Here is a 13,929-nt window from a genome sequence, read left to right on the forward strand (position 1 = left end):
TCAGGCCCCGCCCCCCGAAGCGAAGTCCCGATAGTTCACGACGACCCGGTCTTGCGTGCAAAGGATTGCCGCATAGGCAGGCGCCTCCTCGCAGCGCCGCAGCTTTTGCCCGCTCATGTCGAGATCGAACTGCACATGGGTGCTCTTCAGGGCCGCGAACGGGTGCCCGGCCCACAGTCCCGAGACATTGCGATGCACATGGCCGCAGAACAGTTGCGTGAGGCCGCGGCGCTTTCGAAGCAGACCTTCCAGGGCCCCGGAATCGAGGAGCTTCAACCGGTCGAGTGCCGGCACGCCAATGTCACATGGCGGATGATGGAGGAAGACGAGCAGCGGCCCGTCACCGGTCATTTCGACCTGTTCCGCCACCCAGTCCATCCGGGTCGGGCAGAGTTCCCCGTGAGGATTGCCGTCCCGCGCGAGCGTGTCGAGATACAGGATCCGGATGCCGTCCAGTTCCTCGGCGCATTGTATGAAGCCGGCGTGCCGGCCAACTTCGGGAAAGGCGGCCGACAGCGCATCACGGTCGTCGTGATTTCCCACGAGGAGCCGGTATGGCACAGGCATCGGCTCAAGTTCGCGGCGCAGCACCTCGTATGCCTGCGTGTTGCCGAGTTGAATCAGATCGCCGGAAATGACGATGCGCTCCGCATCCGCATGAAGCTCGCGAATGTCCCGCAGGCAGGCCCGAAGTCGCGCCAGCGGGTCGATGCCCGCCGGCCATTCCCTGCCCGGCTCAACGAGATGCGGATCGGTCAGCCAGATCAGCTTTTTCATGCGCGTAGACCTTTCGCCTGCGAAGCGACCGCGATTGCCGAGAGGTCGGCGGCGGCATCGCGCGGGGCGCCCCGGGTTTCCTTGCGTTCCGAGTAGCGGTCGGCCAGAGATCCGGCATGCGGTCGCAGCAGAACCGTAAAGCGCATGAGTTCCTCGACCACGTCGACAATCCGCTCGTAGTAGCTGGAGGGACGCATCCGCCCCTGCTCGTCGAATTCCTGGAATGCCTTGGCCACACTCGACTGGTTGGGGATCGTGAACATGCGCATCCAGCGCCCGAGAAGGCGCAGCGTGTTCACGGCATTGAACGATTGGGAGCCGCCCGACACCTGCATCACGGCGAGCGTGCGGCCCTGCGTCGGCCGCATGCCGCCCATCTTCAACGGCAGGTGGTCAATCTGCGCCTTCATGACACTCGTGGTCTGACCATGCCGCTCGGGGCTGCACCAGATCTGCCCTTCCGACCACATCGCAAGCTCGCGCAGCTCATGCACCGCCGGATGATCGTCACCGGTCACCTGGTCCGGCAATGGGAGATCAGAGGGGTCGAAGATGCGCGGTTCACCGCCGAAGAAGCGCACCAGACGTGCCGCTTCCTCCACGACGAAACGGGAGTAGGAACGATCTCGCAACGACCCGTAGAGCAGCAGGATGCGGGGCGGATGCCGGAAGCCCGCGGGAAGACCGGCGGCAGGCCGCTCAAGTGCATGCTGCAGGTCGAGGGCCGGAAGCGAGGCAGGGTCGGGAAGCGGGCGAAGTCTCATGCGCATTCAACTTTCGATGACGGATCAAGGAGGACAAGAGCGGCGACGCTGGCGAGGCCGAGGGCAGAGGTCAGGAGCAGCGCCGAGGCGCCGTAACGATCCAGGAGCAGGGCGAACAGGAACGGGGCGCCGGCCTGCGCGAAGCGCGCGGGAACCATGAGAATACCCTGGCGGAACCCGTAGCCGGCGGGCCCGAAGATCGCGAGCGGCAGGGTTCCCTTTGCGATGGTCAGGATGCCGTTTCCCGCACCGTGCAGCGCGGTAAAGACCATGGCGGCCGGGGCACCGAAACCGAGGATCGCAGCCGCACCGAGAGGATGCGCAAACGCTGCAAGGCGCGCCGACAGGAGCGGATGGAACCGCCGAAGGGCACCGAATTCCAGAAGGCGCCCGGCCACCTGTGCGGGACCGATCAGCGCGGCAGCGGCAATCGCCGCAGCCGGTGTAGCACCGGCCGCTTGCAGGAGGCCGGGCAGGTGCGCGGCCATGGCCGTGCTGGTGAACCAGGTCGCGGCGAAAACAAAGGCGAGCAGCACCATCGTCGCGGTTTGCGGAGCAGGCGCCGACGACGAGACCTCCGGCGCAACTTTCGGCACTGCCGCCACAACCGGCCGCGTGCTCGCGGGGACGAGAAAGCGGTTGAGCGGCAACCCGACGACGATATGCGCCGCCGCCCAGACGAAACATGTCAGGCGCCATCCGACCTCGAGTTCAAGCCAGGCGGAAACCGGCCAGCAGATGGTGCTGGCCAGCCCGGCGATCAGTGTGATGCCGGTGATGGCGCCGCGGGCCTCGCTGCCGTAGAGGCGGGCGAGCGTCGCGAAGGCGGCCTCATAAAGACCGAGCGCCATTCCCGCCCCGATGGTGAGCCAGGCGGCGAACAGCATCACGGTCCCCTGCGCAGCCCCCAGAAGCGCAAGGCCTGCTGCAAAGATCAGGCTCGACAACGCGAGCACGTTGCGGCCGCCGAAGCGGTCGATATGCCGGCCGGCAAGGGGGCCAAGGAGTGCCGTGACAATGAGCGCGGTCGAGAACGCCGCGAACACCGTGCCAGTCGAGACGCCAAGCTCACGCGACATCGGCCCCGCCAGAATGGCAGGCAGATAATATGTCGAGCCCCATGCCAGGGTCTGGGCACTGCCAAGCGTGGCGACGACCAGGGTCGGTCGGGAGATCACTTGCACCGGACCGCCACTCCGTTTGATACATCGCCGATCAATGCATTGATCATCGAGGTATATGGGCAAAAAATTTTCATCCGCATCAACTCCGCGACTGTTTCCGAGAACGGGCCAGGGCGTCGGCCGCGGCCTTGCCGGCAACGATGCAGTCCGTGGCTTCAAGCCAGGCCTCGACAGCCGTCTGGAACGCCTCGCGTCCCTTGTCCGTCAGGGCATAGATTTTCCGTTCGCGGCCCTGGACGATCTCGCTATGGGCGGAGAGATAACCGCCGGCCTCGAACTCGTTGAGCATCGGGTAGACGGTTCCCTCGGTGGGACTGCAACACCCCTTCGTCGTCCTGTCGACCGTCTGCACGACCTCATATCCGTGCATCGGCTTGTGATGCAGGGCGCTCAGCACGAAGAACTTGGAGAGCGACATCTTGATCGTCCCCTGCCAGTATGCCCGGTCGGTGTAGTCGGGCGCCTGACGGGATACGGACCGGAGTGATTTCGAAGGTCGGGTCATGGCGCGTGTTTATGCCTCGATGCTCAAGGCGTCAAGCGGGCAACGCAAGCAGTTGCGCGACAACGGAGACCGCAATGCAATATCTGATCGCCATTCACCGGCCGGACAGCTACGACGCGGCAGCCAGCGAAGACGATGCGATGCGCCGGGAAATCGACGGGCTCAACGAGGCCATGGTCTCCGCCGGCGTCAGGGTTTTCGTTGGCGGCCTGCGTCCGGCCGGCAGCGCGGTCTCGCTTCGTCCGCAACCCGATGGCAGCGTCCTTGCCGGCAGCGGTCCCTATCTGCGGGCCGGCGAACATGTCGGCGGGTTCTGGGTGCTGGAACTTGCCAGTCTGGACGAAGCGCTGGACTGGGGACGCAAGGCCGCGCTGGCCTGTCGCGCGCCTGTGGAAGTGCGGCCGTTCCATTGACCTTCGCCGGCACACACACCGGCGCGGACATGGAACCGCTTTTCAGGCAGGCTCCCGCGCGTCGCTGAAATACCGTTGTTCAATGAAGAAGTAGAGATGGCAAACCGCCTCTGCAATGCGGCGATTGCAGAGACCTTGCCCAACCGCACGTCGGCGGCCGACGCCGCATGCGCAAACCCGCTTGACTGAGACGGCCTCGTTGCCGAAGTCCTGAGCCTGGATCAAATGCACCGAGCGCCCGGGCCGGCGTCGAGCTACCGGTCGGCAGCGTGGGAGATTCCCTTGACCGCGCACTCGCAGAAGCCATCAATGGCCTGTACAAGGCCGAGGTCATCCATCGACGTGGGCCCTGACGCCCGTTCGAGGCGGTCGAGCTCGCCACGCTCGAATGGATCGATTGGCCACACCCCGCCGGCCGAAGCCGGGAAACTCTGCTACGCCATGCTGGAACGGCCAGCCATGGCGGCGCTGCTCAAACGAAACAGCCTCCGGCAGACCCGGAGTGGTTCAGTTGGAACAACTCGATGATCGGAACCGCAAAAGTCAACCTGTTCCCAACGCTCTTTTCGAAACGTCACGTTCTCGATGGACGCGCATTTCCAGCCTCTGTTCTGGCCATCTTGTTCATGTGGTCCCTTCTGCTTTGTGAAGCACACGCCAAGGACACAGAACTGCCCCGCCGTTCCTTCATCGGAATTGCCATGCAAACCGTTGACCACCCGAACGGTCAAGTACAGGTTGAGCGTGTCATCGAAAACTCAAGCGCCGCACTCTCGGATCTGCGTCGCGGTGACCTGATCATGGCACTCGATGGTACAAAGATCTCCACACCAGAAGAGCTTGTCGCGCAGTTGAAGCCACGACGTGCTGGCGACACTGTTCAGCTCGAAATCTGGCGCGATGGGACAGGCCTTACAAAAAATCTTACTTTGGTTGGTCTGCCCTTCGAAAAGGCTCCTGATTTCAATACCGCCTATGAGGCCGTCATGGTCGATGGCTTCAAGAGGCGCACGATCATAACGCAGCCAAAGGGTTCGGGGCGATTTCCAGCGGTTTTGTTTGTCGGCGGCATTGGCTGCTACAGCATGGAATCGCCTTTTGATGAGACGGAGGTTTACCGGCAGTTGCTCTCCTCGCTGACACGCGAGGGCTTCGTGACAATGAGGGTCGAGAAAAGCGGCATGGGCGATAGCCAGGGCCCTGCATGCGAATCGGTTGATCTGGATACGGAGGTCAGCGGGTATCGCGAAGGCTTGAACGCGCTCAAACTCAAACCCTATGTGGATCCAGACAGGGTGTTTGTCATCGGCCACAGCATTGGCGGGATCGTCGGCCCGCTTGTGGCTGCGCAGGCACCTGTCAAGGGGATCGTTGCGATGGGTACGGTCGGGACCACCTGGTTCGAGTATGAACTGATCAACCGCCGCCGTCAGTTGAAGCTTTCCGGGCTAACTCCCAGAGCCATCAACCTTCAGATGCGTCTCAAGCAATGGTGCATGCACCGACTGCTGATCGAGGCGCAGCCGAGATCGGCGATCCTGCACGAAAAACCCGACTGTGAGGCGGAGATGAAGATACCGACATCAGACGTGTATCTGCAACAGATCGCCGCCATCGACATCGCGGAACTTTGGGCGAGCCTGAAAACAGAGGTCCTGCTGATCTATGGTAGCTCTGACTACCTCACGAGCACCGATGAGCATCTGGAAATTCAGGCCGTCGTGAATGCTGAGACTCCTGGCGCTGCCACCTATGTGGAAGTGGCTGACCTCGATCACTTCATGACACGAGCAAACAGCCAGTCCGAGAGCTTTCAACGGAAGCGCTCGGGCGATGACGCGACGTTCCACGAGGGGTTGGCTTCAATTATCGAAGATTGGCTGAAGGGAAGCGCCGGCGTTTCTTCGACGGGCAACCGACCATAATCACAACAAAACCGGCTCATGAGGGCATGTCATCTCGCGCGATATGCCATGTTGCGAGCATCCTGAGGACACGACCTGCTTCGCCGGCACACCATGACTTGCGGCCAATAGTTCAAATTTGTGCGGTAATCGACGGTGTCCGGCGATCTCAACCAAGGCAGATTTCAGGGTATTTAGCGCACCGCACCGGGTGAAGATGACAAATATATCTACGCCATAGCCCTCTAAATTGAGGCACAGGCGAATGGCTCCTATTGGGTGGGAAGCGGTCTGGCGGCTGTTGGGTGGGCGATTGCCAGAGACGGACATTCGAGACAAACTTCTAATGATTGAAAGTTCATCCGACGCGGGAATTTCCTAAACGGGGCGAGTCAAGCAGTGGCAGGAAAATGGACTTCAAGGATCTATTCACTCATCAGCAAAAAATCCTCGAATTGGAGCTAGAGGTAGCGCGTACTCGTTTCGAACATCTCGGACTCCGGGGCAATGCACTCGAGATCGCCTCCCGAGACTTCTTTGAAAAGCATCTCCCTCGATCCGTAAACGTTGGAACGGGCGAAGTAATCGCTTCGGAAAGCGACAGCGACAGCAAGGGTGGTAGATCGGGCCAGATGGATCTGGTGTTCTCAAATCAGTCGCAACCTTTCCCAACGGCGCGAGATGTTCCGACGCTGTTTTTCGTCGAAGGGGTACTTGCTGCTGGCGAAGTTAAAACCAGCTTGTCACGCTCTTTAATGCCGGAAGAATTGCGGAAAGCTCGAAAGTTCCGTGCGTTGCGTGCAAAGAACATGTCTCGGCTGGTACAGGTCCCAAACCCAGACGTCTGGGCCTCCTATTTTGTTTTCTATCGTCCATATTTTATGATCGCAACCGAGACGAAGTCGCCTTGGCAATCGATCCTATTGGAGGTGATGGAGTACATCGACAGCGAGAAGGTCCTCCCTCTCGACGGTATTTTCCTTTTGGACCAGAACGTTGCGATTATCTTGTCGCCCCACCAGGACGCACCGTTCACCCAAACAATCGGTCTACCTTTCCCGCACAAGGTGGGTGCTCTGGAAGCGACGGGCTTTATTAAGCCCTACAGCACCGACACCCCTCTTGCCTTCCTGATGGCCTGGTTGTCGCTGTTCAGAACCAGCTTCTTTGAGGATCAGCAACCGATCGGCATTTATCTTCAGGACATGGTCACTTCGTCTTTGCAGGACATGACTCTGTTTGAAACGCATACGCCGGTCGAGGAGCAAATTCCTGCGATTGAGGAAAAGGGTCTGTGGGGTTTCAACTTGGACATGCTCAGAGAGAAGTACCCAAAACGGCAATCACAGTCTTAGCTGAAGTCCAGCCGCCTTGCCTCTTTGACTAGCCGGAAGAATGAGAGGTTGCGGGCAGAGGTGCCGCCGTGAGGAACGGCCGAAATGGCTTCGGAAACAGCCATCGTTGGGCGACCGAAAACACTTGTTTTCCTTACAGCTAGGCTCGAAGAACCGAAAATCGGATTACCTCAGCAGTAATCCCCATAGTCTCCAATCTCGCTCCGCAATGCTGCCTCCTGCGCTGCTAGAAGATCCTCCAGAGGCACCTGGATCGGCTTGAAATCGAGGCGATACATGGGCACCTGCCACTGATTGTACAGGTAGCGCAGCTGGCCCTGTTCGGCGTTTTGCGAAATCAAACCCGCCGCGTCCAGTCGTTCCAACATCTGCTGCGTCAGGTTGCGAGGAAGAGAGTAGCACTCGATCTCACCTACGAAATCGACGGTGCTCCAGACCTGAGAGACGATATCCAGCCCTGCCCGGCTGAAGGCGCCCATGTCGCTCAGGGCCTTTGCCACATACCAGATTGAGGTACGTCGGCCCCCGAACCTCGCTGGCATCCAGTCCGACGGTTCGCTCCACATTGGCTCGCCATCTTCATGCGTGACGATGTCGGCGTAGAGCCGGTTTTCACGAGCAAACAGCGTCGAGTTCGGCATGATGAATTCGCCGGCAAAACCCTCAATGTCGTGCGAGCGCCGGCTGTTGTCGAGATATTCCTGGAGCTGCCCCACCGCCGTCGGTTTCCAGCCTTGGGCCTCGGCATAGAGCAGACGCGGTAGATGGTCGTAGAACCACTTGAACATCTGACCGACCAGCCTGCCTCGGAGCGTCGGAGGGCAACGCACGATGTCCATAAGGATCAGGATCTTCGACAGCTCTTCAGTCGCCTGCCCTATGAGGATTGCTGCTGCCCTAGAATGATCGTCGAGTGCCTCAGCAGCCGTCATAAGTTCGTCAGCACTCTTCAGCAGGATCGGCAGCCCTTCAGCGATGATATCCAGTTGCCGCGCTGGCGTGAGCTGGGCGAGCACGCGACCTCGCTTCATGCCGATGTCTTCCGATTTCAGTGCCTCAGCCATGTAGTGCCCCAACAGATTTTTGCGATCCGCATCCTGCTGCCGCGCGACCTCGCGGTAAAGACGAACTGAATGGCTGCTCTCAGGATTCTACACCATGTGCCGAGATGGCCGAAATGGCGTCGGGAGTTGCCGTTTGCCGGCCTTCAAGATTTATCGGGCTGTAGGGTGAAATCTGCGGCTTCGCATGCCGGTTTGGTGGGGGGGCCGGTGATCGCGGCAATATCGCACTTTAGAGGGCAATCTACGGTATTTGGCGCACCGGGGAAGATTCGAACTCCCGACCCCCAGATTCGTAGTCTGGTGCTCTATCCAGCTGAGCTACCGGTGCTTTTGCCGTCAGGCCGTCGCTTGGCGCGAGGCGAGGCGTTCCGTCCGAAGGCGTTGCCTTTCGAACAGGGCGCTACCTCTACTCCGGTCCTTTGCCGATTGCAAGCGAGGCAATGCGTTTTTGACGCATTTTTCGGACCCGGCAAACATGCCTGTTGATAAGCCCGTCGGCCAGCCGGCAGCGAACCGGCGCGGACAGGCCGGATACCGCCTCAGACAGAGGTGTCCTGCGCGGAAACACCAGTGCCGCCCGCCTCCGGCGCCGCACCGGATCGTTCGTCCGGCAGGCGCGCCGGCAGGATGATCTCGAACTCGGCTCCCGGCCCCTCCCGCGCGACATGACGGATCCGGCCGCCATGGGCGCGCACCAGCTCCGCCGCAATGGCAAGGCCAAGGCCCGTGCCGCCGCGCTTGGCGGCGGACTGGAACGGCTTGAACAGCTTGTCGCGAAGCGCCGGGGGGATGCCCGGCCCGGTATCGCGAACCCGGATCAGCACGCCATCGGCGCTGCATTCCGCCTCGACGACGACCCGGCGCACCAGCACATCGGCGGCGTTCTGCTCCAGCACCTGCACCGCATTGCGGCACAGGTTCATCAGGACGCGAAAGAGTTGCTCGGGGTCCGCGTCGATCTCCACCCCCTCCGGCACCCGGTTGTCGAAGGAAATGCCGCCATCGGGTGCAAGGCCGAGAACGTCGCCGACATCGCGCACCACGGCATCGAGGCGCACGAGCCGGCGGGCGAGCGGCGCCTCCCGGGCGCTGCCATAGGCGAGCACCGACTGGGTGTAGCCGACGGCCCGGTCGAGGGTCGCCACGATCTTGGGCACCAGCCGCTGCACCGTAGGGTCGGCGACATGTTCCAGGCGTTCGGAAAAGAGCTGGGCGGAGGCAAGGATGTTGCGCAGGTCGTGGTTGATCTTGGACACCGCGAGCCCGAGATCGGCAAGCCGCCGCCGGCTCTGCAGCGTCTCGGTCAGGGTCGCCTGCATGGCGGCCAGCCGGTGCTCGGCATCGCCCACCTCGTCGTTGCGCCCTGAGGGAGCGATTGCTCGGGACGGCTCCTCGGGCGCCTCCTGGAAACGCGCCATCGAACGGGTGAGCTTCTGCATCGGGCGCACCAGCAGCCAGCGCAGCGACAGATAGACGAGCGTGGCGGTGATCGCCGAAATGACCAGCGAAAGGGCAAGGATGCGGACCGAGAAGGCGAGCATCGCGTCGCGCAGGAGCGCCTCGGGCAGAACGATGTCGACACGCCCGCCAAGCCCCATCTGCGAAGGGCCGACCACGCGAAGCTGCCCCTCGCCACCGAAAAGCAGGGTGGAGAAACTGTCGAGGACCGAGCTCATCGGATCCGCCTCGCCCATGTCGACCATCCGGCCGACCGCCCCCGGCGGCTCGGACATGGCGATCAGCCGGCGGCGCTCGCCGTCATCGAGGGCAATGGCCAAGGCGCCGGTGGTGCGCAGCAACTCGGCCTGGACGGCGGGCGAAACCATGTCGGTCTCCACCAGGATCGCCGCCGCGACGCCGGCCACCGTCAGCTTGTCGGTGAGCCAGGTATTGCGGAAATTGGCGATCGAGGGCACGAAGATCAGGACTTCGCTCAGCATCACGAAAAGCACGGTGAGAATGAGCAGCTTGCCGGACAGGCCGCCCCAACGCCTCCTGCCGGGGCGCGGTGCACCGGCCCCGGGAACGGCGTTCTTGCGCGGGTCGTCGATCATCTGCGGCGCCGTCACTAGCCACCCTCTCGCGGCCGCGATCCCTGCGGCCGGCCTGTCGTCCGTCCGACCGGGCGCTGCCGCGCCCGGCCTGTTCCAACGCCCCCCGCGCTCAGGACCGGAAGACGCTGCCGGCCGCTTACCCGAAACGGGCGAGGAAGCGGACGAGCCGGCGAATCCACGGGTTTCGCGCGCTGTCAGCATAGTAGGAAATCGCCGCGCGGCGAACCGCTTCCGAAAGGGAAGGATAAGGAGAGACAAAACCGGCGATGTCGCGCACGGTGAGACCGCGCGCCACGACCAGCGACAGCATGTTGACAATCTCGCCGGCGCCCGCCCCGACGGCGTCGCCGCCCACCACCTTGCCGCCCTTGCCGACGACGAGGCGCACGAGCCCTTGCGTGCGCCGTTCCGCCTGGGCGCGGTCATTGCCGGAGAACGGCGCCTCGAGCACCTTCACGCGCCCGGCCCCAAACCGGCCGCGTGCCTCGTCGGCGGTCAGCCCGACATGGCCGATCTCCGGGTCGGTAAAGGTGACCCAGGGAATGATGTCGCGGTTTTCCTTCGCCGGCAGGCGGAAGAGAAGCGCCCGGATGACGATGCCCGCGTGATAGCCGGCGACATGGGTGAACTGCAGGCCGCCGGCGACATCGCCGATGGCATAGACGCGCCGGTTGGTGGAGCGAAGGTCGGCGCCGACGGTGATGCCGCGCCGGTCGAAGGCGATGCCCGCCTCCTCCAGCCCCAGCCCCTCGACATTGACCTTGCGCCCGGCGGCGACAAGCAGGTCCGTTCCCGAGATCTCGCGCGTGCCGGAGGCATCCTCGAGTGTGAGCCTTATGTCACCCGCCGCGCCGGCCGCCTGCGTGACCCTGGTCTGCTCGAGGATTTCGATCCCCTCCTCGCGCAGGGTCCCGACCACGATCCCGGCAAGCGCCGGATCCTCCTTCGCCAGCGCCCTGGCCGCCTCGACAACCGTGACGCGCGCGCCGAGCCGGCGATGTGCCTGGGCAAGCTCCAACCCGATCGGCCCGCCGCCGATGACAAGGAGATGGCCGGGACATTCGCGGCGTGTGAAGATCGTCTCGTTGGTGTCGAAGGGCACGCCATCGAGACCAGGTATCGGCGGCACCAGCGGCGAGGAGCCTGTGGCGACGACGAAGCGGCGGGCGCGGATCTCCGTTTCGCCGGCGATCACCGTGTCGGCGTCGCTAAAACGGGCCCGCGCCCGGATGACGGTGACGCCGAGCCCTTCGAAACGCTCCTGCGAATCGTGCGGGGCGATGGCCGCTATGACGGAGCGGACATGATCGTTGACGGCGGCGAAGTCGATATCGACGTGCGGGGCCGCGACGCCGAGACCCACCGAATGGGCGGCATGGTGCGCGGCCTTGCCGGCAGCGATCAAGGCCTTCGACGGCACGCAGCCGTAGTTGAGGCAATCGCCGCCCATCTCGCCCTTTTCGACGAGAACCGTCTCGACCCCGAAGGCGGCAGCGGCGGCGGCGACCGACAGGCCACCGGAGCCAGCGCCAATGACACAGATGTCTGGCGTCAGGATGCGGGTCATCTTGCTTGCTCCGGTATGTTGGCGGCAGGACATCGCCGCGAGGCCGGGCGGCCCCTTGAAGAGGACAGGGCGGGTGACGCGCTCACTCGCGCGGACGGCGGTTTCGCGCCCGCCACTTGCGGACGAGGACGGGAACGAGGGCCGCAATCCCGAGCGCCGCGAAGGCGAGCACCAGGTCGCGGGTGACCAGTGCGGACAGTTCGATGCTGCAGGTTCCGGCGGCGGCGCAGCCGGGAGACGCCGCTTCCTGCGCCGCGATGACGCTGTCGAGGCCCGCGCCGATGAAGGCATAGGCATAGGTTCCGGGCAGAATGCCAAGGAACGTCGCCGCCAGATAGGGGCGCAGGCTCATGCCGAACAGCGCCGGGGCGATGTTGACCAGCCAGAACGGGAAGACCGGCGCCAGTCGCAGGAAGAGGAGATAGTTGAAGGCTTCCTCGCGGAAACCCGCCGCAAGCCGGGACAGGAACGGTCCGGCGCGGTGCTTCAGCGTTTCGCCGAGCGAGGTCCTCGCGACCAGGAAGATGAGCGCCGCACCGGCGGTGGCGGCAAAGGCGACCAGCGTACCGCCGAGCGCCCAGCCGAAGAGAAAGCCGCCGATGATGGTGAGAAGCGAGGCCCCGGGAAAGGAAAGGGCAACAGCCGCCACATAGACGCCGACAAAGGCGGCGGCGGCCAGCGGCAGGTTGTCCGACACGAAGGCGGCAAGTTCCATACGCTCGCGGATCAGGTTCGACAGGCTGAGATAGCGGTGAAGGTCGAACGCGTAGCCAAGCCCCATGGCCGTGACGATGATCGCAAGCGGCGCAAAGCGGCGCAGCACGCCGCCGCCTGACGGTGCCGGAACCGGCGGCGGCGGGTTCTCGTCCTCGTGTCGCGGCATTGCGCCCTCCCCCGTTTGCGCGCCCGTGTCCCGTTCAGCGCGCATCGTTCAACCCCCAGTCATATTGATATCCGGCGATTCGCACATTGGCATCGAGCCCGCGTCGCAACGCCGCCCCGGCATGGGTGCGCCAATGCTCGCGCAACTGTTCCCCGGTTCCGAAATCCTCGGAGAACCAGCTGTAGATGCGCGAGGCGCGCACGCCGTCGGCCGTGACCTCGACACCGCGCCGGTGATTGACGAAGGCGCGCGCGCCCTCGTCCAGCATGCGCCCGAGCGTCGCGCCGGACCAGGCTTCGGTGGCAAGGTTCGGGCAGCCGATCGAGGCGCAGTTGACGGCATAATGAACGCGCGGCTCCGACCAGCGCTTGCGCAGGATCCCGTGCTCGATGTCGTCAAGGGAGAGCTCGCGCCCCTCGACGGTGACAAGGTTCCGGCGCCAGGGACCACGGGCGAAGAAACCGTCGCCAAGGTCGATCTCGCGAATCGAGCGGACAGGGTAGTGGGCCAGCACCACCTGCAGGGTCAGGGCGTTGTAGAGGTTGACCCAGAAAGCAAAGGCGTCATTGCGGCCAAGGCTCGACACGCGCGTTCCGGCGAGCGAGGCGATATAGCGATCGAGGGCGGCTCCCGCCTCCGCCTTGAAACGGGCATAGCGAACCCGGTTGAGCCCGTCACGGCCGGCGACGACATAACGCCGCAGCAGTTCGGTGAAGGGGTCATGCGAGGGAACCGCGGCACTTGCAACCTGCGCCCGCAACACGAATGCGGCGCCCAGCCCGGCAATGACGGACCTGCGCGACACATGCGATGCGCCATCGGGCGCGCCGTCCGCCCTGAAAAGCCCCTTGCCCGAAGGGCCTGCCACGTGTCGCATGCGATCGGTCTCCTGTCTTCAACATCAGGACGCCCGGAGGCGAGCCAACCCTTGCGTTCTACCTTCTATCCGGGACGCGGCGAGGCGGAATCGGGCACTCTCACCGGGAAGTGAAAACGGCCGACAGGCCCGTCACCGGCCTGTGAAGCCGGCTCACCGCGGCGTGCGCGGGAGCTTGCGGGAAACCGGGAGGAAAGAGCCGGCCCCGACGACGCGGTTTCCGGTCTCGCGACGCCCGCTTGTCGTTGACTTCGGGGTGTTCGGCCCGTATAAGCCCCGAAATCGGGTCGTGCTGACTTTTGCGGCGCCCACGACATCCTTGCCTCTACGGGTCGCGGCCCGGACGGGTGGGGAGATCGACCACCAGACAATTCGAGAACCAGGGCCGCGCGCCCCTCGCGCGCGGGAGAAGACACAATGAAGCGCACATATCAGCCGAGCCGCCTCGTCCGCAAGCGCCGCCATGGCTTCCGCAGCCGGATGGCGACCAAGAACGGCCGTCAGGTCCTTGCCCGCCGTCGCGCGAAGGGCCGCAAGCGGCTGAGCGCCTAAGCGGGCCCGGCCGGGCTGGCGGTGGAGGAG

General features: G+C 63.7%; 13 protein-coding genes, 1 tRNA gene and 1 pseudogene. 5 read left to right on the top strand and 10 right to left on the bottom strand.

The features are described from left to right. The 4 genes from ACN0T5_RS09625 to ACN0T5_RS09640 all read right to left on the bottom strand — a co-directional run bounded on the left by ACN0T5_RS09625 (position 1) and on the right by ACN0T5_RS09640 (position 3,143). Positions 1-777: a phosphodiesterase gene (locus ACN0T5_RS09625; RefSeq protein ID WP_417768413.1), complete on the bottom strand. Its 777-nt coding sequence runs from the start codon at positions 775-777 to the stop codon at positions 1-3. Further along, a complete protein-coding gene (gene arsH, locus ACN0T5_RS09630; RefSeq protein ID WP_417768473.1) occupies positions 774-1,541 on the bottom strand; it encodes an arsenical resistance protein ArsH in 768 nt (255 codons plus the stop codon). The genes ACN0T5_RS09625 and arsH overlap by 4 nt, the downstream gene beginning before the upstream one ends. Further along, on the bottom strand, positions 1,538-2,719 hold the full coding sequence (locus tag ACN0T5_RS09635) for an MFS transporter (RefSeq protein WP_417768474.1): 1,182 nt from the start codon (positions 2,717-2,719) through the stop codon (positions 1,538-1,540). The genes arsH and ACN0T5_RS09635 overlap by 4 nt, the downstream gene beginning before the upstream one ends. Positions 2,720-2,804: 85 nt before the next feature. Continuing rightward, positions 2,805-3,143, bottom strand: a complete 339-nt coding sequence (locus ACN0T5_RS09640; protein ID WP_417768414.1) for a PadR family transcriptional regulator — start codon at positions 3,141-3,143, stop codon at positions 2,805-2,807. A 161-nt stretch (positions 3,144-3,304) separates the two neighbouring features. On the opposite strand from ACN0T5_RS09640, the gene ACN0T5_RS09645 reads away from it, so the two are divergent. The 4 genes and pseudogenes from ACN0T5_RS09645 to ACN0T5_RS09660 all read left to right on the top strand — a co-directional run bounded on the left by ACN0T5_RS09645 (position 3,305) and on the right by ACN0T5_RS09660 (position 6,902). Continuing rightward, complete coding sequence (locus tag ACN0T5_RS09645) at positions 3,305-3,643, top strand: YciI family protein (protein WP_417768415.1); 339 nt, start codon at positions 3,305-3,307, stop codon at positions 3,641-3,643. A gap of 236 nt (positions 3,644-3,879) precedes the next feature. Then, positions 3,880-4,171, top strand: a pseudogene (locus tag ACN0T5_RS09650) (hypothetical protein); the annotation flags it as partial. After that, positions 4,168-5,568 carry an alpha/beta fold hydrolase gene (locus ACN0T5_RS09655; protein WP_417768416.1) on the top strand — a complete coding sequence of 467 codons (1,401 nt, stop codon included), beginning with the start codon at positions 4,168-4,170 and terminating at the stop codon, positions 5,566-5,568. The pseudogene ACN0T5_RS09650 and the gene ACN0T5_RS09655, both read left to right, overlap by 4 nt. Positions 5,569-5,957: 389 nt before the next feature. After that, entirely contained in the window at positions 5,958-6,902 is a 945-nt protein-coding gene (locus tag ACN0T5_RS09660; RefSeq protein WP_417768417.1) for a DUF6602 domain-containing protein, read from the top strand. A gap of 170 nt (positions 6,903-7,072) precedes the next feature. Here the strand turns inward: ACN0T5_RS09660 and ACN0T5_RS09665 are convergent, their stop codons facing one another. The 6 genes from ACN0T5_RS09665 to ACN0T5_RS09690 form a co-directional block, all read right to left on the bottom strand. Then, positions 7,073-7,966 (bottom strand): hypothetical protein, encoded by an 894-nt coding sequence (locus tag ACN0T5_RS09665; RefSeq protein WP_417768418.1) that lies wholly within the window; start codon positions 7,964-7,966, stop codon positions 7,073-7,075. Between the two features lie 251 nt (positions 7,967-8,217). Further along, a tRNA-Arg gene (locus ACN0T5_RS09670) sits at positions 8,218-8,294 on the bottom strand. 211 nt (positions 8,295-8,505) lie between these two features. Further along, the gene (locus ACN0T5_RS09675; RefSeq protein ID WP_417768419.1) at positions 8,506-10,035 is read right to left on the bottom strand and encodes a sensor histidine kinase; all 1,530 of its coding nucleotides are present in this window, start codon (positions 10,033-10,035) and stop codon (positions 8,506-8,508) included. A 121-nt stretch (positions 10,036-10,156) separates the two neighbouring features. Next, entirely contained in the window at positions 10,157-11,587 is a 1,431-nt protein-coding gene (locus ACN0T5_RS09680) for a dihydrolipoyl dehydrogenase family protein (protein ID WP_417768420.1), read from the bottom strand. Positions 11,588-11,669: 82 nt separating this feature from the next. Beyond that, positions 11,670-12,470 carry a TVP38/TMEM64 family protein gene (locus ACN0T5_RS09685; RefSeq protein ID WP_417768421.1) on the bottom strand — a complete coding sequence of 267 codons (801 nt, stop codon included), beginning with the start codon at positions 12,468-12,470 and terminating at the stop codon, positions 11,670-11,672. 34 nt (positions 12,471-12,504) lie between these two features. Further along, positions 12,505-13,347, bottom strand: a complete 843-nt coding sequence (locus tag ACN0T5_RS09690; protein WP_417768422.1) for a DUF547 domain-containing protein — start codon at positions 13,345-13,347, stop codon at positions 12,505-12,507. Positions 13,348-13,764: 417 nt separating this feature from the next. Between ACN0T5_RS09690 and rpmH the strand changes: the two genes are divergently transcribed. Next, positions 13,765-13,899 carry a 50S ribosomal protein L34 gene (gene rpmH / locus ACN0T5_RS09695; protein WP_067220180.1) on the top strand — a complete coding sequence of 45 codons (135 nt, stop codon included), beginning with the start codon at positions 13,765-13,767 and terminating at the stop codon, positions 13,897-13,899. Positions 13,900-13,929 lie beyond the last annotated feature (30 nt).

Origin of the sequence: Stappia sp. (assembly GCF_048261845.1) — a bacterium.
GTDB lineage: Bacteria > Pseudomonadota > Alphaproteobacteria > Rhizobiales > Stappiaceae > Stappia.

Bases quoted from the DNA above. Each gene is read 5' to 3' on its own strand.
- ACN0T5_RS09640 (WP_417768414.1), bottom strand. From the start codon at position 3,143: ATGTCGCTCTCCAAGTTCTTCGTGCTGAGCGCCCTGCATCACAAGCCG.
- rpmH (WP_067220180.1), top strand. From the start codon at position 13,765: ATGAAGCGCACATATCAGCCGAGCCGCCTCGTCCGCAAGCGCCGCCAT.
- ACN0T5_RS09680 (WP_417768420.1), bottom strand. From the start codon at position 11,587: ATGACCCGCATCCTGACGCCAGACATCTGTGTCATTGGCGCTGGCTCC.
- ACN0T5_RS09655 (WP_417768416.1), top strand. From the start codon at position 4,168: ATGATCGGAACCGCAAAAGTCAACCTGTTCCCAACGCTCTTTTCGAAA.
- ACN0T5_RS09685 (WP_417768421.1), bottom strand. From the start codon at position 12,470: ATGCCGCGACACGAGGACGAGAACCCGCCGCCGCCGGTTCCGGCACCG.
- ACN0T5_RS09645 (WP_417768415.1), top strand. From the start codon at position 3,305: ATGCAATATCTGATCGCCATTCACCGGCCGGACAGCTACGACGCGGCA.
- ACN0T5_RS09625 (WP_417768413.1), bottom strand. From the start codon at position 777: ATGAAAAAGCTGATCTGGCTGACCGATCCGCATCTCGTTGAGCCGGGC.
- ACN0T5_RS09690 (WP_417768422.1), bottom strand. From the start codon at position 13,347: ATGCGACACGTGGCAGGCCCTTCGGGCAAGGGGCTTTTCAGGGCGGAC.
- arsH (WP_417768473.1), bottom strand. From the start codon at position 1,541: ATGAGACTTCGCCCGCTTCCCGACCCTGCCTCGCTTCCGGCCCTCGAC.
- ACN0T5_RS09660 (WP_417768417.1), top strand. From the start codon at position 5,958: ATGGACTTCAAGGATCTATTCACTCATCAGCAAAAAATCCTCGAATTG.
- ACN0T5_RS09665 (WP_417768418.1), bottom strand. From the start codon at position 7,966: ATGGCTGAGGCACTGAAATCGGAAGACATCGGCATGAAGCGAGGTCGC.